The organism is Parabacteroides sp. AD58, assembly GCF_023744375.2.
Taxonomy (GTDB): Bacteria; Bacteroidota; Bacteroidia; order Bacteroidales; family Tannerellaceae; genus Parabacteroides; species Parabacteroides absconsus.
This window is the reverse complement of sequence record NZ_CP146284.1, coordinates 3619547-3638423: the sequence shown is the minus strand read 5'-3', so window position 1 is coordinate 3638423 and position 18877 is coordinate 3619547. Positions and strand designations below refer to the sequence as shown.

Sequence of the window (18877 nt, the reverse complement as noted above, 5' to 3'; positions counted from 1 at the left end):
TTTCGGTAGCAAAATTAATGCTTCTTTCCCGAAATGGCAAATTCGCGCCGGCTGAGCCCGCAACACGTCTATTTATTTTCTACCTTTGCGGACAAAGAACAGTATAAATAACAAGGATATGAAAAAGTCGATTGCCTGTTTGATGCTTGCAACGGCCCTTGCCGGTTGCAACAATGCGGCCAAACAAGCCCAGGAACGCCTGGATAAAGCCCGCGCTTATTATGAGAACAACGAGTTATTCGCCGCCCGGTCGGAGATTGACAGCTTGCGGGCCAAGTTTCCGAAAGAGTTTGATGCCTTAAAAGGAGCTTTAACCCTGATGCGTGAAATCGACCTGAAGGAAGCCGAACGCAACATCGCCTATTGTGACAGTCTGATGCCAATCCGCCTGCATGAATCGGATTCACTGAAGGCAGGTTTCACCTTCGAGAAAGATACTTTATACGAAGAAATCGGGAATTATATCTGGCGGCAACAGACGATTGAGCGGAACGTCCAGCGGTGTTATGTGCGCTGCGGTGTGAACGAGAACGGCGAAATGTACCTGGCCAGTGTCTATTTCGGCGGGAAACCGATTGATCATACCAGTATTAAGGTGAGCACACCCGACGGACTTTATGCGGAAACCGCTTCCATTCCATACGACGGCGGTGTGAACTACCACTTCAAGGATATGGGTAACACGACGGAAGTCGTCACCTATAAAGCCGAGAAAGGTCAAGATGCCATCAAGTTCATCTACGACAACGCCGACAAACGTATCAAGGTGGAATATCAGGGCGGCAAACCGTATGTCATCTATATGGCCGATGCCGACAAGAAAGCCCTAGTAGCTACGTATAATCTGGCGACAGCCTTGAGCGACATCTACCAGATGACCCAGGAAAAGAGAAAGGCGCTGAAACGCATCGCCTACTTAAACCATCGGATGAATAAAGAAGAAGAATAACGGAAACACAATGAAACACGTAAAATGTATGTTGCTGGCAGGCCTGCTGTGCGGTCTGTTCGGCATGAAACTGTATGCACAGCAAGAGACCAGTAAAACAGACAGTGCCGAACTCAAGCTGAGACAGAGTTACACCAAACGGGAAGTCATGATCCCGATGCGCGACGGTGTCAAGCTGTACACTTCCATTTACGAGCCGAAAGACCGGAGCGAAAAGCATCCCATCCTGATGATGCGTACGCCTTATTCGTGCGAGCCTTACGGAGACAAGTTCGGCATCAAGGAAAATATCTATACGCAGCACCAATATATCCTGGTTTATCAGGATATTCGCGGACGCCATAAAAGCGAAGGTGAATTTGTTCAGGTACGTCCGCTGAACAAGAACAAGAAGAGTAAAAAGGATATTGATGAAGCCACCGATACGTATGACACGATCGAATGGTTACTCAAGCATACCTATAATAATGGGAACGCCGGAACTTGGGGTATCAGTTACGATGGCTTTCAGGCAACGATGACGGCCTCATCCAATCATCCGGCACTGAAAGCGGTTTCTCCACAAGGTCCGGTAACGGACTGGTTCCGGGGCGATGACCGGCATCACAACGGAGCTTTCACCTTCTTACAGACCACCAACTTCCTGCCCTGGCTGGAAGGCCGGCATGCCGGAAAAGGAGTGATGAAAGAGATTGTGAAGAATGATGTTTACACCGATTTCCTCCGCCTGGGAACCTTCAAGGATGCGGATGCCTTGGTACAGGACACGACCGAAACACTTTGGAATCTGATCAAGAATCATCCCAACTTCGATGCTTTCTGGCAGGAACGCGATGCCCGCCAGTCTTGTTATAACCTGAAACCGGCCATGCTGGTCGTCGGTGGCTTGTTCGACAGTGAAGACTGCTATGGCGCCTGGAACACCTATAAGGCCATCAAAGAGCAGTCGCCCGAAACCGAACTCTATCTGGCCTTTGGTCCGTGGTGGCACGGAGCATGGACTCGTCCCGGCTTCGAAGGCTTCGGGAACATTTATTTCGGGAAAAGTACCTCGAAGTTCTATCGGGAAGAAATCGAATATCCGTTCTTCCGCTATTACCTGGAAGGAAAAGGAGAAAAGCCGAAACACCATGTGAGTGTGTTCCATACCGGAAAGAACGAATGGGTATTTGCAGAAGAATGGCCGCTTCCGGAGATGCAGCCGACACCGTATTATATTCATGGTGACGGTTCTGTCTCTACCGAAGCTCCGGAAGAAAAGGAATCGTTTACCGAATATGTATCGGATATGAGTAAACCGGTGCCTTATACCGGAAATCCGACACGATACCGCACTTTGGAATATATGCTCGACGACCAGCGTTTCGCTACGGCACGTCCGGATGTGATCTCATTCATGACGCCGGTGCTGACTGATACGCTGACGTTGGCCGGTCCGATTGAAGTCGAGTTGCAAACAGCTATCAGCAGTACGGATGCCGACTTTATGGTGAAAGTCATCGACGTCTTTCCGGAAAACTTCCAGTATCCGAAAGAAGCGACTGAATACCTGAAGAACGGCCGTTATCCGATGAGCGGATATGAAATGCTGGTCCGTGGCGAATTGTTCCGCGGTCGCTTCCGTACCGGATTCGATAATCCGCAACCGTTCGAGCCAAATCAGATCACGCCGGTTCATTATACCTTGTATGATGTAGCCCATACGTTCCTGCCCGGTCACCGGCTGATGATTCAGATCCAAAGTTCCTGGTTCCCGATCATCGACCGCAATCCGCAACGGTTCATTGATACCTATCAATGCTCGGTAGAAGACTTCGTGATGAAACAGAACATCCGTATTTATCACCAGCAGAATGCGGCTACCCGACTGATCCTGCCCGTCGTCAAATAAGGGAATTTACTTGTAACATAAAACCCGTTAGTTTCGGATTCAAAAGTGACGAGAATCACAACCGAAACTAACGGGTTTCTTATTAGGAGACAACGGCTTTCGATTCCCGCCGTCGCTTCATCTCCAGATAATGCCGGATTAACTGTTTCCGGCTGCGGATAATCTGATAACGGTAAACCAGGCATGCCGTAATAAAATAGACGCCAGCTTGAATCCACAACACCTGATATTCGTGAGCGACTTCATTCAGAGTTGCTCCAGTTGTATTGATCCGGGCAAAACCCTGTACGCCCATGGTGGACGGGAAGATATAACCCAACGCCCGCCAGAACGGAGAGATCGAATACATCGGCCAGGAAATACCGGAAATAAACACCAGGATCACCGATGTAAAGACAAACAGGATCATCGGTTCCTCGCGGTTGGAAACGAAGCCGGAAAGCGTCATCGAGAAGAAGATGCACGCAAACAGATAAGGCAGGATAAAGAGAATCAGATCCAACGGCTGACCGATCTGCGGGAAGGCAAACAGGCGAGGCACGATGACCAACACCCAGGCACAAACTACCACATACAGGACAATGTAAGTCAGACTCTTGCCTAATACAACACGCAAGGTTCCATGAAAATGCCGGGTAATTGGCACCAGTGTATGGAAACGATTCTTCTCCCGCGCCGTTCCTGCCGACATGCCGATTCCTAAAATCAGGGTTTGCTGAATCACCAGGATCAGAATCGCCGGCACCAGAAAGCTGGCAAATCCGTTCTGCGGATTATACAGCGAGATCGACTCCGAAGGAATCGGCTGCACTGTTATGGCCTGTAACTTGTCGGTGGACTGCGGATGATTCCGGCTTGTCCATTCCGAACCCATATCCAACGAGACTTCCGTGGCCGTCAGCAAGAAGGCTTTGTAGAACAACAAGGCACTCATATCGCTGTACAGGGAAACAGTTGTCTGCCGTCCCTGGTGCAAATCCTTGCTGAATTCCGATGGAATCGACAGGATGCCGAAGGCCTCTTTCGCATCCACCAGCCGGCGGGCTTCATCCATCTCACCGACTACCTGCACGACATGTACTTCACTCGAAGCATCCACCCGGCGGATAAACTCCCGGCTCAGCGGAGAATTACTTTGATCGACCACGACCATCTTCGCCTCATGCACGACTTCATTATTATAGATATACGAATATAAGACCGGATAGACCAGCGGAACCAGGAAGAAGAATATGATGATTCCTTCATCCCGAAATACCTGTTTCAGCTCGTCTTTCCAGATATAAAACATATCCTGAAAGCCTTCCTTGATAATATGGCTTAATTTATGTTCTTCTTTCATCATCATCTCTCCATTAAGGAATGTATTTAAAGTAGAGTAACGCCTTCTTCAGGTTCCGGCCAACCAAAAACGGCAGGATCAGAAAACCGAGTAACCAGACATATTCACTCCAAGTATAGAACAAATCCCGGCCGTTCAGTGCCTGATCGACATAGATCAGGAAGTAATGCCTCAGCGGGAACAACCGCGCCAATGCCTGCAAAACCGGATCCATCGCTAATATAGGGTACGAAAATCCGACGATCGAGAAAGAGATCATCCCAAACAAACTGGCAAAACTCAAACCCAAGCGCAAGGTCGGCAATACGCCGATCATGAAAATACCCATCGCCTGCGACGCGATGACCAGTAGGAAAATCGCCGCCAGCATCGGCAGCCAGCCGCTATGCAGCGGAAAGGCACTGAAGCCGTATAAGACAGCCATGAATAGAAATCCTACTATAGTAAAGACAACCGTTTGCGGAAGAATCTTTCCCAGCAGACTAACCACCAATGAGTTCTTCCCCATGGCCATCCATTTCCGCGCCGTGCCGTACTTCAGTTCCGTACCGATACTGAAAACCGTAATCAGGAAGATCATCAGCTGCAACACACCCGGAAGAATCGTATTGTTCAGGTAAACCGAATAGTTCAGCCACGGATTCCCGATGGCGTGCGTATCTATTACAATGGGCTGCAACTGCCCCATAATCTCCGCTTCTGTCTTTCCTTTTGCCGTTCCGGTCTGCAAACCGACCGAACCGTTTGCCAATACCGAGATTGTCTTCATATCCCGAAACAGCAGGGAAGCAGCAATCAGGTACGTATTGTTGGTATAATACGACAGCTTCGGCTGTTTCCCCGACGTGGCATCTTTGGCAAAGTCTTCCGGAATATAGAAGATGCCATACACATTCCCTTTCTGCATCTCCTGGCGAGCCTCGGTAAACGAATGCGACAACATCACCACCTTCGTCTGTTCGAAGGCATCCAACTGACGGATCAAGGTACGCGACGTGGCCGAATTATCCATATCCACGACCGCCACCGGCAAATTGGTCGGCAACCCTTCGTGCATCAGGGAGAGGAAAAAGACCAGACAGATCAACGGAGCCACAATCATCCCGAACAGATAAACGGGCTGCGACGTTATCCGCCTCGTTTCCCTGCGGGCTATTTGTCCGATCCGATGTAATGATTCTTGTATTGTCATCTTCATTTCCCGTTGTTATGCTTCCATATCACCGACATGCCCGGACGCAAACCTTCTACCGGCTGCACCGGACGGGCGCGGACTTCAAATGTCTTGGCATCATACTGACCGGTTGTTTTCGTAGCTTTCCAGGCAGCATACGTGCCCATATCCTTCATATAATATACTTTCAATGTAATCTCCTGGTTATCGAGTGCCGGCACAAAAGCCTTTACTTCATTTCCGACTTTCACCTGCGAGAGCAAGTCTTCGCGGATACTGAACGAAACCCACATGTCGGTCAGGTCGGCAATGTTCATGATCGGCGCACCCGTTCCTACCAGCTCGCCTACTTCCGGAAAGCGTTCAGAGATTTCTCCGTCAATCGGAGCGACCAGCGCACTCTCCTCCACATACGATTCCACCTCGGCTAAAGCACCGCTTGCCTGATTGACCAGGGCAGCCGCAGCCGCCTTATCTTCTTTGCGGGCTCCTTCTTTCGCCATTTCATATTGCGAACGGGCTGCTTTCTCGGTTGCCACCATCGCATTGTAGTTGGCTTCAGCCTCATCTTTCTTCTGGGCAGACATTACTCCTTTCTCATACAGGTTACGAACCCGGTCGTACGACTTCTTCGCGATTGTCAAGCCTGCCTGTGCCTTTTGCCACAGTTCGTAGGCAGCCGTTACTTCCTGATCACGAGCACCTTTCATGGCTTTGGCATGCTGAGCTTCGGCAGCAGCCTTCACGGCTTCCACCTGCATCAACTTGGCCTGTACTTCGGGTGTACTCAAGAAGACCAGCGTATCGCCTGCCTTCACCTGATCGCCTTCATTAAAACGATAGGAAGCAATTCGTCCGGGTACTTTGCCTGAAATCCGGACTGTTGTCGCTTCGGCTTGTCCCATAATCACTTCGTCGGGCGGTGTCAGCAGGAAAAAGCCCGCCAGAGCTACCAAACCAACTGCTACCAATACGGCAATGAATGCCAACATCATATTATTGACCGAATATTTTTTCTTATTATCACTCATGACTATTTACGTTTTTAGTATTTTCTTCTCTTATTTGTTTTCCTGTAAATCAACTCCCAAGGCTTTGTTCAGATACACTTGCGTCAGCTTCATGTCGATCTGTGCGTCGATCAGCGTCGAACGAGCCGAGAACCACGCCGTCTGTGCCGCCATCAGATTCAAGGCCGGAATCACGCCTTCCTCAAATCCCAGGTTGGCACTGCGCAGGTTTTCTTCGGCATTCTCCATATTCCGGTTCGAAGCCGCCAGCTTCTTGCTCGCTTCATTCACCTTATAGACCGACTGATTCACCTGCAGTTCGATTTTCTCGCGGGCATCTTCCCATTCCAGTTGTCTGATCCGTGTTTCTGCCCGTGCAGCATTTCGTTTATAGCTGCCTTCCCACCAGGCTGTGATCGGCACACGGACAATAACACCCAGATTAAACATACCGGCAAAGTCGTTCTTGTAGCCATTGAACAGATTCGGGTTGGTCACAAAATAATTGGCCGAGAAAGCCACCGTAGGCAACAGGTCTGCCAATACAATCCGTTCTTTCTTCTTATAAATCTTCGATGCCAGATCCAGGCTTTTCAGTTCATTGCGGTTCATGAATGCCTGGTTCATATCCACGGATGTCGTACGCTCTTCCACCGGGAAGTTATCCAGCTGCTCGTCCGCCAACGTCAGCGTGTCTGTCAACGGCAAGCCACACAACTGCGCCAACAGCATCCTCGACAAAGCCAGACCGTTGTTTACCTTCGTCTGTGCCATTTCTGCCTCATTCAGTTTCACCTTGACCGACAAACCATCGGCTTGAGTAGCCACGCCTTCAGTAATCAGGGCAGCCATATCTTCATCCGTCTTCCGGAGCAGTTCCACATAAGCATCCGCCAGTTTCTTCTTGTTCACCAACGAAACCACCTGCCAGTACGTTTCATCCGTCTTATACAGCAAATCCTGCAACTTCTGGTCGTTCATCGACATGGCAAGTTCTTTGGCATACGCCGTAATCTGATTGTAGGTAACAATCTTTCCACCCATAAAAACGGGTTGCACCAAGGCCACGTTCCCGACCCACACATTCTGAATATCCAGATGCTGAAGGTCGTTGATAGCGCCCACCGTTTGCTGTACCACCGGCAATTGGGCCAAACCACCCAACGAAGAAGCCAGCGAACTCGACAACTGCCCCATATCCAGCAGATTCAAGGCCTTCTGATTCCACATATAAGCACCATTGGCCGAAATCTGAGGGAAATACTTGGTCAGCGCCGCCTTCTTTTCATAATCGGCCATCCGTATCTTCTCCTCGGCAATCCGCAGTTCTTTGTTGTTCTTCACCGCCAGATCCCGGCATTCCTGCAACGACAGGGCCTGCTGGGCGGAAACCATCTTTCCAAATAGCAGCAACAACACACCGCACAAAACGCATTTTCTCATTTCTATCTGTTTTTATCTTTCTTTTCTAACCTATATAAATATAACAACGCACAAAGGTACAGGTTTTAGAAATGAGTATAAATTGAATTAATTCAATTAAGTACGGATGTGGTCTTTATTATTCCTGTACTATATCTGATGGGTATAATATTCTTGCCGATTCTTTGTTATGTGGTTCGCACTTTAAAAATAAAATAATATGTACAGATTGTCCTTTTTTAACAAAAGGAAGATACTCAATCTTTGTTTCAATAGATTTTACTAGCCTGAGTGCATCTTCTTTATTCGTCCACTTACACTCTCCTATAAGGAGATGTTTTTTGTCGAATGATTCAGCTACTACATCAAATTCAACCATTTCGCCATCCTTATTTTCCGCTGTGAAGATTTTTCCCCACCAGCGCGAAGCCACATTGTAAATTATGCCGTCAATGACATTACCACTCACGTATTGGCGACAAAGGTGTTCCCAACAGTCTCCTACATATCTAGAGAATTGTGATCTTATAATGGATAAAACAGTTTCCGTACGCCCTAGTTCCAAAATTGATTTATAAGGTGCGACAAACCTGTAATTGAACTCCAGCAGACTATCATTAATACGATATATACCTTTCTTACTCTTTTTCTCATCTTCACCAAATGGTACTTCCCTACGTATATATCCCAATTCTCTGAGTTTACCTAAAGGTTCTGTTATTTGGGTAACATCCTTTCCAGCCCTTCCTGCTATTTCCGAAAGGCGGTTTGCACCATTTCCAATAATTGAAAGTAGCGTAGCTGCTTGTATAGTATCACGCATATCATCCCTCAACAAGCGTATGGGTTCATCAGCCAAGAAACCTTTGTTATCCAGTAAAAGTTTTTCGATGGCGGTCTCATTGTCTTTGTAGTCAGCTCTTAATTCCCAATATCGAGGTATTCCGCCCCATATAGCATATTCTTCTATGGATTGTCGCGCATCACAGCCAAGTGCTTGTCCGATATATCGTACAGGTATGGGCGTAAGACGTATGATTTCATCTGCCAATCCATACAAAGGTTCTTTTCTGTCAAGAATATAACCCTGCATCAATTGTTGCGATGATCCACAGATGATAAGATTGTATTTCAGAGATTTTTCATTAAGTAGTTTTTGTATAACAGATGGTAATGATTGGCAATTTTTAACAAGGTATGGAAATTCATCAAGACAGACGGTACTCTTTTCCTTTACCTGACGGTTCAATGCCCGAAATAGAGTTTCCCAGTCCGGATATGTTACCTTGTCGAAATCTTCTATACCTTCCATTGCAATTGTTTTGGCAAACAGCATACGCTGATTAGTCTCATTAGTCTGGTCACTCAAAAAATATATGTCCTTTTTGTTCCAGTCCATAATTTCCTTAACAAGCTTGGACTTACCGATTCTTCTGCGTCCATAAATAACAATGAATTGGGGCTTTTCTCTTTGCAAGGCATTATATACTCTTTCGAGGTAATCCTTTCTGTCTATAAAATCTGTAAATTCCATACCATATAATATATCTTTCACAAAGATAATCTTTCTAAAGTATATTTCATAATATCAGAGTTTAGTTTTACAGTAAAGTTGAAAATACTTTTGTTTTCATAAGTGTGAGATTATAGGTACTTACAACTCAATCAATTCTTTTTATTCTTTTACTCCCATATTTTTATCCTTTTCTCGTTATATTTTATATTTTTGACAGATGTCGAAAAGCTTTACCACATTTGTCAAAAAGCTTTAGCATATATATGGAAAAGCTTTACGACTAATGTCAAACAATTAAAAAGTTACGAGTTTTGGATTCACTTCCTATTATTTCAAGGTGGCTATTGCGATTATCTGTTCATGCGATTATACCTTTCGTCCAGTTGTTCGGCATGCGTCATAAAAGAGACATCCTGTGATACGGGCATTCACCTCGCATCACAGGATGACAGTAAAACACAACCGTTTATCTTCGTTGTGAAAGAAGCGTATTAAAAAGACACGCCGGTATTATTCGATATTCTTCCGGATTTTGGTCAGGAAAGCCTTGATACCATCTGCATCTCTATTCTTGATAATATCCAGCAGTGTATTCAATTCCTCCTGAATGCGTTCGATCTGTTTCGGAGTCCGCGGATTGAACAAGATTTCAGTCAGCAGATAATCATCTTCCGAAAGCAGGCCGCGGGCAATCTTCATGTGTCGCTTGAAAGTCGTTCCCGGCGCATCCTGATGTTTCATCGTAGCCGCAAAGACCATGGTCGAAGCAAAAGGAATACCCAAAGAGTAAGCCACTACCTTATCGTGCTCTTCAAACGTATATTCATGAATATTCAGATGCAGCCGACTGTATATATCCTTGAAGAAGATCTTTCCCAAATGATCACCTTCCGAGATGATAATGGTATTTTCTTTCTCCAGATTTCCCAGATTGGCAAAAGTCGGTCCAAACATCGGGTGAGTTGACACATACGGAAAACCGCAGTTGTCGTAAAACTCCTTCAGATGAGTCTTGACAGAAGCAATATCAGAAATAATACAATACTGTGGCAGATAAGGCAATACTTCCTGGAAAGCATCAATGGTATGGTTCAATGTCACACAATTGATCACCATTTCAGGAGCAAATTCCTTGATCTCTTCCACATGCTGCATCCGAATGGCATTGTAAATAAACCGCATGCGCTTCGGGTCTTTTTCCAAAACGGCTACTTCATGGTCAAAGCTAAGCAAATCCGTAAAGAAGGAGCCCATTTTACCGGCTCCTAAAATCAGAATTTTCATCGTGACGTCTTATTTTTGTTCTTGCTCTTGTTCTTCGTTCATTATAATCATTTGCTGACGGACAGATTCTTCATGAACCAGACTCAACATCTTCTTGATAAAGTCGGCATTCAGATCCATCTGCTGTCCCATATTGGAACGATTTTCCAGAATCTCGCTGTAACGTGGTGACTGCAAAATCGGCATATTGTGTTCCTTCTTGTAAACACCAATCTCACGAGAAATACGCATACGCTTTGCCAACAGCTCAAGTACCTGTTCGTCGATGCCATCAATCTGGCGGCGCAAAGCACTTAAATTCTCGGTTGTCTGGTTCGATTCACGGATGACCAGCAAGTTCAGTACATAATCCAATACATCCGGTGTAATCTGCTGAGCAGCATCACTCCAGGCAGCATCCGGATTACAGTGTGATTCGATCATCAAACCATCCAGACTCAAATCCATGGCCTGCTGACAAAGCGGAGCAATCAGTTCGCGTTTACCACCGATATGGCTCGGATCGCAGAAGATCGGCAGATTCGGCATCCGGCGACGCAGCTCAATTGGAATGTGCCACAAAGGCAGGTTGCGGTAGATCTTCTTGTCGTAAGAGCTGAATCCGCGGTGAATAGCGCCCAGACGCTTGATGCCGGCACCATACAGACGCTGGAAAGCTCCGATCCACAATTCAAGATCCGGATTAACCGGGTTCTTTACCAGAACCGGAATATCTACACCACGTAAAGCATCGGCGATTTCCTGTACAGCAAACGGGTTAACCGTTGTACGAGCTCCAATCCACAAGATATCGACTCCGGCCTTCAGGGCTTCGAATACATGGTCTTTGTTAGCGACTTCGGTAGCCACATACATTCCGGTTTCTTCCTTGACTTTCTTCAGCCATGGCAGGCCGATGACACCGATTCCTTCGAATCCTCCTGGCTTAGTACGCGGTTTCCAAATACCGGCACGGAATATCTTGATACCTTTGGCTGCCAAATTCTTGGCAGTTTCCATTACCTGTTCTTCTGATTCAGCACTGCAAGGTCCCGCAATGACGATCGGGCGCTGCGGATCCACACCCGGCAGTAAAATTGATTCTAATTTCATTTCTTCCATAACTGTATGCTATCTTTTTAATTTCTATTTTTGAGTTGCCACGTTTATAAGTCGGATGTTCCCCATCACTCATAAACCGACAAACGGCTCTGATTATATTAAATGACTTTCTTAATACGATTTAATGCTTCCTGTAACATCTGCTGGTTGCAACAAAGCGAGATTCGGATAAAGCGGTTTCCCTGACTGCCAAAGATAAATCCCGGCGTAAGGAAGACATTGGCTTCATACAGCACCTTATTGGCCAGTTCTTCGCTACCGCTGTATGTATCTGGAATTCTTCCCCACAAGAACATGCCGACCTGGTTTTCATCGTAAGTACAACCCAACGTATGCATGATTTCTCCGGCCAATGCCCGACGGCTGCGATACGTTTCATTCATTTTGTCATACCAAGCTTTCGGAGCAGCCAATGCCTCGACAGCCGCATACTGCATCGGTTTGAACTGTCCTGAATCAATATTGCTCTTCACTTTCAGTACCCATTGTACGAACTGCTTGTTGGAAGCCAGCATCGCCATACGCCAGCCCGGCATATTGTGCGCCTTACTCATTGAGTTCAGTTCGATACAGATATCCTTTGCTCCCGGAATACTGAGAATACTCAGCGGATGTTCATTCAGGATAAAGCTGTACGGATTGTCGTTACATATAATAATACCGTGCTTTCTGCCGAAATCAACCAGTTTTTGATACAATTCGATGCTGGCATTCGCTCCGGTCGGCATATTCGGATAGTTTGTCCACATCAGCTTCACATTCGACAAGTCCATTTTCTCCAGCTCATCGAAGTCGGGTTGCCAGCCTAATTCTTCCTTCAGTTCATACGGAATCAGATTCGCCTGAACCAATTTGCCTACTGAACTATATGTCGGATAACCCGGATTTGGAATCAGCACGCCGTCGCCCGGATTCAGAAAAGCCAGTGAAATATGCAGGATGCCTTCCTTCGAACCAATCAGCGGCTGGATTTCAGTCTTCGGATCCAAATCCACATGATACCAGGTCTTATACCAGTTGGCAAAAGCCTGACGTAATTCAGGAATTCCCACATACGGCTGATAGCCATGTTCGTTGGCATTATGAGCATGCTGGCATAACGCCTCAATCGTCTGTTCGGAAGGAGGTAAATCCGGACTACCGATTCCTAAGTTGATTACATTTTTCCCGGCAGCATTCATCTCTGCCACTTCCTTGAGTTTCTTGGAAAAATAGTATTCCTGTACGGTGTTTACCCGTTCGGCAGGAACGATGTTACAAACCTTGTCTTCCTTCTTCATATTCACCTAATATTTTTAAGTCCTTTGTCAATGGCCGGATGGCATCCAATGCCTGTCTGTATCGGGTATAATCATTGAATGTCAGGTTGATGTAGAACATATATTCCCATTCACGGCCTATAATCGGTAATGATTGTATTTTTGTCAGATTCATGTCGTAGAAAGAAAGTACAGATAAAACTTTGGAAAGGCTTCCGGCGGTATGAGGTAAGGCAAATACAAGCGAGGCTTTGTTCTTGATAGCGTCTTTCATCATTTCATCGGCAGTCCAGCGATCGGCTATTGCCAGAAAACGGGTGAAGTTCCGTTTGTTGGTTTCAATTCCCTCGGCCAGGACTTCCATTCCGTAGATTTCGGCGGCCAGCTTTCCGCAGATAGCCGCATGTCCTTCCAGTTTATTTTCAGCAATCCAGCGGGCGCTTCCGGCAGTATCGTCTTTTTCAACAACCTTGGCATAAGGTATCGTATCGAGGAATTCCGTACATTGCATCAAAGCGATCGGATGAGAATTGACTTCTTTTACATCTTCAAGCTTCGTTCCGGGAAGTGCTACTAACGAATGAGAAATACGCAATTTGTATTCACCTATCACACTGAAACCACTTTCACGAATCAGTTCATGATTCTGTAACAGACTTCCGGCGATGGTATTCTCGATGGCCATTAATCCCAAGATAGAAGGATCACGCTTGATGGTCGTAATGACATCCCGGAAGGTATTACATGGAATCGTTTCCACTTCATCATTCTCAAAGTACCGACGAGCTGCAATGTCGTGATACGAACCGGCTATTCCTTGAATTGCTACTTTTCTTTCCATTGTTACGTTTCTTTTGTCTTTTATTGGATTTTAGTTTCAGGCTCGAATTATCGGATAATAAAAAAGTCCCACCGGATTCCGGCAGGACTTTATATCTGATTATTGACACATTCAAATTATCATCAACTCTTTACATACAAACTCCTGCCCTTACCTTGCTAAAAAAGTAAAAGTAATAAAAGTAATATGTAAAGCTAAATCGAGTCATCTTTATTTGTTCGTTTTTAATTACGGGGCAAAAATAACTATTTTTCCGTAAAAACAAGAAAAAAGTAATATTTTTCTTCAGAAAATGATATTTTTTTCAATCGGTATAAATCAGACCACTTTCTGTCCGGCTCTTAATCGGAGCATTTCTTTCGGAACAGCGTCCTGAATATGCTCAATCAAAAGCTTCGAAAGTGAATGGCGGATGAAATCTTTCCGGGTAACAAAATAGATTTCGCGTGTTGGCCTTGGAATGGCAAACGGGCGGAGTAATTCCCGCTGTTCCGCATTCAGCTGCAAGGTGGCCAGCTCCGGAATAAAAGTCATTCCATAGCCACTTTCCACCATGTGCATGAAGGTTTCCAGACTACCGAAACGATATGCCGCCTGATTGACCTTCACTTTCTCACGCTGGCAGAAGCGCATCAGCTGATCGCGGAAGCAATGCCCTTCGTCGAGAAGCCATAACCGCTCATCATTAATGTCCGTTGTCCGGATCTTATCATGGGCAAAAATCGGTTCGTTGCGCGACACATAGCCAAAGAATTCTTCATAATACAGAAAATGCCCCTGCAATTCGCTTTCTACCGGCTGATTGGCAATGATGGCCGCATCAATTTCTCCCTTTTTCAGGGCCGACAAAGTCGGAGCCGTCTGCATTTCCTGAATCCGGATATCCAGATCTTTGTGTTCTTCGGCCAGATGCTGGAGGAAACGGGGCAACAGATACGGAGCGATCGTAGGCAAGACAGCCAGACGGAAAGAGCCTCGTACCGATTCTTTCTCTTCAGTGACAATATCCTTGATCAGGGAAGCCTGATACAAGACACGCTGGGCCTGCTCAAGAACCTTCATTCCCGCAGGTGTCGGACGAACCGGCTGCGACGAACGGTCAAACAGTTTAATGCCCAGTTCATCTTCCAGCTTCTGCACCATCATACTTAATGTAGGTTGTGTCACCCGGCAATATTCGGCCGCCTTGGCAAAATGACGGAATTTATTTATCGCCAATATATATTCCAGTTGTTGAATCGTCATAAATACCTATATATTCTGTTTATTTCACAAATGTACATGATTCTGTCCGATTCTGCTATGTGGATTCTTTGAAATATTGTATATTTGTCAAGAGAAAAAAACGATACATGTATGCAGCCATCTATATTAATTGTAGAAGATGATGTTACTTTTTCACTGATGCTGAAGACTTGGCTGGGAAGGAAAGGGTTTCGTGTAGAATCCCAGACGTCTGTTTCCGATGCCCAGAAAAGCTTGGATAGCCAGGCATTTCAGTTGGTCCTGTCTGATTTGCGATTACCAGACCGGGATGGAATTGAATTGCTCAAATGGCTGAAAGAAACACATCCGGATGTTGCCTTAATAATGATGACCAGTTATGCTGATATTCATACGGCAGTACAGGCCATCAAACTGGGAGCTTCCGATTACATTTCCAAACCGGTCAATCCGGAAGAATTACTGACGAAGATCAAGGAAACCATACAAGTTCCGGAAGCCACAGCTCACAAAAGCATGAAAGCACCGTCTGCGAATGCCTCTTCCAATCCTTATTATATTGAAGGCGTCAGTCAGGCTGCCGTCTCGATGTACGAGCATGTCCGGTTAGTTGCTCCCACTGATATGTCGGTATTGATTACCGGATCAAGCGGAACCGGGAAAGAATATGTTGCCCGCCGTATTCACGAGCAGAGCAACCGGGCCAATGCGCCTTTCGTTGCCGTCGATTGCGGAGCTATTCCCAAAGATCTGGCTGCATCCGAATTCTTCGGACATGTAAAAGGCTCTTTTACCGGAGCCATTGATAATAAAGTCGGCGCCTTTGTGGCGGCACAAGGAGGAACCATTTTCCTGGATGAAATCGGAAACCTGACCTACGAAGTACAGGTTCAGTTATTACGCGCTTTGCAGGAAAGGAAAGTCAGGCCTGTTGGCAGTAATCAGGAAATCACCATCAATGTCCGTCTGGTCTCGGCTACCAACGAGAATCTGCGCCAAGCCATCGACAAAGGCGATTTCCGGGAAGACTTATATCACCGCATCAATGAGTTCACCATCCGCATTCCGGATTTATGCGAACGCCAGGAAGATCTGATGCTGTTTGCCAATAACTTTCTGGATCAGGCCAATGCCGAATTGAAGAAAGACATCATCGGGTTTGATGCCGAGACCATCCGCCTGTTCCAGTCGTACAGCTGGCCCGGCAATCTGCGTCAGATGAAGAATGTCATCAAATATGCCACGTTGTTGGCCAAGGGGCGCTTCATCACGTGTGCCGAATTGCCCGACGAACTGCGTGAAACGCCAAAAGTCAAACAGCCGGTGGCTCAGTTACGCGACGGCAACCATGAGATCGACCTCATCCGAAAAGCCTTGCAGGAATGCGGAAACAACAAGACGAAGGCGGCACAAATGCTGGGAATCGACCGGAAAACCCTCTACAACAAACTGAAGTTGTATCAGATCGAATAAAAGGATTTAATCCATCATCAAGCTCATATAACCAGACGATTCGGTTCCATCCAGGAGGCGGACCGTCTGTTCTTCTGCAGACCAGCTTTTCCATGTATCTGCCGGAAGTGAATGGCCTGCCTGCTTTTCATTCCAATACGGGAAAAGAAGTTCAGGAGAGATCACGCGCGCCATTCCATATCGTGCTGTCTTTCCCGGCAAACGGTAATTAACTTCTTTCCGCTGAAAAGCAGACGCGGCTGCCGTTATCAAGACATCGCCAACCTGTTCCGTATCGGCCTGCAGTTCGGGTAAAAAGAGCTTTTCTTCTACAGGTACAGCCATAAGCACGCCCTCTACTTTTCCGGCTTTCCGGTACAGGAAGCTTTTGCCTCCGCCCGCCTCGACATCCCGGAAGACAAACTGGAAGTCGGGCCAAGAATGAAGCACAGCGACCGGCATCTCTTTCCATTTCCGGGTCAGATAATCCCAGCAAGCCGGTATATCGGTTTCTTTTACCTCTTCTACTCCGGCAACCGGAGAAAGCGGGACTTCCGGCAACGACAAAGTCCGGCAAGTGCATCCGAAAGCCTCGGTAAAACCGGATTTCCGGTAACAGTCAAACAGCCAGTCGTGGGCCGGAATTAAGAAAGCCAGTCCACTTCCCTGCTCTTTCAGCCGGACAAAAGCCGTCTCCAGCAACTGATGCATATAGCCACGCCTCCGATAGTCGGGATGAGTACAGACACCATATATATAAGTAGCCGGAATGGTCTGCCCATAATAACTGATGGTATAAGGAAGCAACTGCATGGCGCAGACGATCTGTCCGTCGTGCTCCAGCGTCAGGGCGTTTTCTTCCCGATAAACCTGACTGAAGAAACGGCGGATGAAATCTTCGCTGTCTTCAAAGCAGCAACGCCACAGCTGAATGATCTGTTCTTTCCGGTTCATAGACTTATTCTGATTTAATCTTTTTGATAACAGCCGCCTTCGGAAGCAGGATGGTCGGATTATACGATAACTTGGCCTTTCGCAAGCCGGGAATACCTAAATCTTCTTCCCTGTTTACATATACATATTGCTCGGGAATACGCGAAGCAAACTCCTGATTGATGATACTGTAAGCTCCGTCATAATCGGTATCGGCCTTTTCTACGTGCACGCCAAACGTATCCTGGTTGATGGGCGAACCAAAAGTAAAGGCCACCAATTTATGATCGATCCGGATAGCTCCGCCCAACAAGTTCAGTTCCTTGAAATGATTCAGGGCGAAGATCATCGACTTCCGCTCGTCGGTCAATTCCTCCTGGTCGTCGTCCGTCCGGTTGGCTTTATACCATTTCGCTTCAAACTCGAGGCATTCAGGCACGAGTTCAGCCGTCAACGGCTCGTATTCATAGGCATATTGTTTCTTGAACTTATTGACATGATTCCGCTTGGCCTGGAATTTCTTCCCTTTCAGCGTAGCCAGGTCTTCCCGCAAATAGATATAATCAAAATAATCCCGCTCAGGAATATAAGAGAACTCGCCGGGGAAGGCTTCTTCCAGCAAGTCTTTTGATATGGGAGTCACGCCCAGCATCAAAAGCGGATGCCCGTGTTGCCACGAGTCTTCTTCGAGCTGCAACAAAGCGTCGCGGAAGTCGCCGTTGCCAATAGGACGCATATAAGCGATCCGCTTCCTGTTCTTTTCTTCTATATAGAAACGTATCAGCAGGAAATTCTTGTACACAGCATATTCACTCAGGTACAGAAATCTCCAGCTGCACATATTGGAAAAAGCCAAATCGCAGTTGCGCAACGGCGAAGGCAAAGTAAAAGAAGTAATCACTTCTTTGTCGTCGATGGTAATCGGTTTGAAATCTATCTGCATAGTGTTTAATATAATCTTAATCGGTCAGGAATTCAGTCTCCAGCTCTATATACAAAACTGTCAGAAATCCGCTTTTGTTTATTCTCCTTCAAAAAATATACCATAACCGGCGATTCTTGAAAAAACAGGCAGAAATTTATGCTTTCTTCCCGAGAAATTCTTTAGTTCACGGCGTGAACTACTTAATCCACGACGTGAACTAAGTAATCCACGGCGTGAACTAAGTAATCCACGGCGTGGATTAAAGAATTGCTCGGCGGAACCGCATCTTTATCTGACGGGTTCAACAAGAAAAAAGCCGGACATTTTGTTTTGGCAAAAGGATATTAAATGTGCCATAAAAACTATATAGGAAAACATCTCCCGTTTGCAGGTGTAAAATAAATGAGTAATTTTGCGCGGTAATAGAAAACGATTGGGTGGCCGGTTCCGGCAGCCGGAATTGTTTTAATAGAAATAATAATCAATATGGATGATTCCTATTCGCGAACGTGTAAATTAATTTATTAACTCCGGAAGAGACAATTTTTCGAAGC

Annotated in this window: 15 protein-coding genes; 3 read left to right on the top strand and 12 right to left on the bottom strand. The window is 46.3% G+C overall.

Annotation, left to right across the window (positions count from 1 at the left end; all coding sequences use genetic code 11):
• Window positions 1–118: 118 nt before the first annotated feature.
• Together NEE14_RS15390 and NEE14_RS15385 are read left to right on the top strand one after the other, a co-directional pair.
• Window positions 119–949, top strand: coding sequence for a hypothetical protein (locus tag NEE14_RS15390; protein ID WP_251968062.1), 831 nt, complete (start codon window positions 119–121; stop codon window positions 947–949).
• A 64-nt stretch (window positions 950–1013) separates the two neighbouring features.
• Entirely contained in the window at window positions 1014–2840 is a 1827-nt protein-coding gene (locus NEE14_RS15385; protein WP_422394716.1) for a CocE/NonD family hydrolase, read from the top strand.
• 82 nt (window positions 2841–2922) lie between these two features.
• Here NEE14_RS15385 and NEE14_RS15380 read toward each other — a convergent pair whose 3' ends face one another.
• The 10 genes from NEE14_RS15380 to NEE14_RS15335 form a co-directional block, all read right to left on the bottom strand.
• A complete protein-coding gene (locus NEE14_RS15380; protein WP_251968073.1) occupies window positions 2923–4182 on the bottom strand; it encodes an ABC transporter permease in 1260 nt (419 codons plus the stop codon).
• Between the two features lie 13 nt (window positions 4183–4195).
• Entirely contained in the window at window positions 4196–5374 is a 1179-nt protein-coding gene (locus tag NEE14_RS15375) for an ABC transporter permease (RefSeq protein ID WP_251968060.1), read from the bottom strand.
• A gap of 2 nt (window positions 5375–5376) precedes the next feature.
• Complete coding sequence (locus tag NEE14_RS15370; protein WP_251968059.1) at window positions 5377–6387, bottom strand: HlyD family secretion protein; 1011 nt, start codon at window positions 6385–6387, stop codon at window positions 5377–5379.
• Window positions 6388–6417: 30 nt separating this feature from the next.
• Window positions 6418–7809, bottom strand: a complete 1392-nt coding sequence (locus NEE14_RS15365) for a TolC family protein (protein WP_251968058.1) — start codon at window positions 7807–7809, stop codon at window positions 6418–6420.
• Between the two features lie 118 nt (window positions 7810–7927).
• The gene (locus tag NEE14_RS15360; RefSeq protein ID WP_251968057.1) at window positions 7928–9343 is read right to left on the bottom strand and encodes an ATP-binding protein; all 1416 of its coding nucleotides are present in this window, start codon (window positions 9341–9343) and stop codon (window positions 7928–7930) included.
• Window positions 9344–9814: 471 nt separating this feature from the next.
• Window positions 9815–10588, bottom strand: coding sequence for a prephenate dehydrogenase (locus tag NEE14_RS15355; RefSeq protein ID WP_251968056.1), 774 nt, complete (start codon window positions 10586–10588; stop codon window positions 9815–9817).
• Window positions 10589–10597: 9 nt separating this feature from the next.
• Window positions 10598–11689 (bottom strand): bifunctional 3-deoxy-7-phosphoheptulonate synthase/chorismate mutase type II, encoded by a 1092-nt coding sequence (locus NEE14_RS15350; protein ID WP_317259019.1) that lies wholly within the window; start codon window positions 11687–11689, stop codon window positions 10598–10600.
• Between the two features lie 98 nt (window positions 11690–11787).
• Window positions 11788–12969 carry a pyridoxal phosphate-dependent aminotransferase gene (locus NEE14_RS15345; protein ID WP_251968054.1) on the bottom strand — a complete coding sequence of 394 codons (1182 nt, stop codon included), beginning with the start codon at window positions 12967–12969 and terminating at the stop codon, window positions 11788–11790.
• Window positions 12944–13789: a prephenate dehydratase gene (locus NEE14_RS15340; RefSeq protein ID WP_251968053.1), complete on the bottom strand. Its 846-nt coding sequence runs from the start codon at window positions 13787–13789 to the stop codon at window positions 12944–12946. Before NEE14_RS15340 ends, NEE14_RS15345 begins: the two co-directional genes overlap by 26 nt.
• A 318-nt stretch (window positions 13790–14107) precedes the next feature.
• Window positions 14108–15034: a hydrogen peroxide-inducible genes activator gene (locus tag NEE14_RS15335; protein WP_251968052.1), complete on the bottom strand. Its 927-nt coding sequence runs from the start codon at window positions 15032–15034 to the stop codon at window positions 14108–14110.
• 111 nt (window positions 15035–15145) lie between these two features.
• Here NEE14_RS15335 and NEE14_RS15330 point away from each other — a divergent pair, with 111 nt between their 5' ends.
• Window positions 15146–16486 (top strand): sigma-54-dependent transcriptional regulator, encoded by a 1341-nt coding sequence (locus NEE14_RS15330; protein ID WP_251968051.1) that lies wholly within the window; start codon window positions 15146–15148, stop codon window positions 16484–16486.
• A gap of 6 nt (window positions 16487–16492) precedes the next feature.
• Here NEE14_RS15330 and NEE14_RS15325 read toward each other — a convergent pair whose 3' ends face one another.
• Both NEE14_RS15325 and NEE14_RS15320 read right to left on the bottom strand, forming a co-directional pair.
• Window positions 16493–17419 (bottom strand): GNAT family N-acetyltransferase, encoded by a 927-nt coding sequence (locus tag NEE14_RS15325; RefSeq protein WP_251968050.1) that lies wholly within the window; start codon window positions 17417–17419, stop codon window positions 16493–16495.
• A 4-nt stretch (window positions 17420–17423) separates the two neighbouring features.
• Window positions 17424–18341 carry a DUF2156 domain-containing protein gene (locus NEE14_RS15320; RefSeq protein ID WP_251968049.1) on the bottom strand — a complete coding sequence of 306 codons (918 nt, stop codon included), beginning with the start codon at window positions 18339–18341 and terminating at the stop codon, window positions 17424–17426.
• Window positions 18342–18877: the final 536 nt, after the last annotated feature.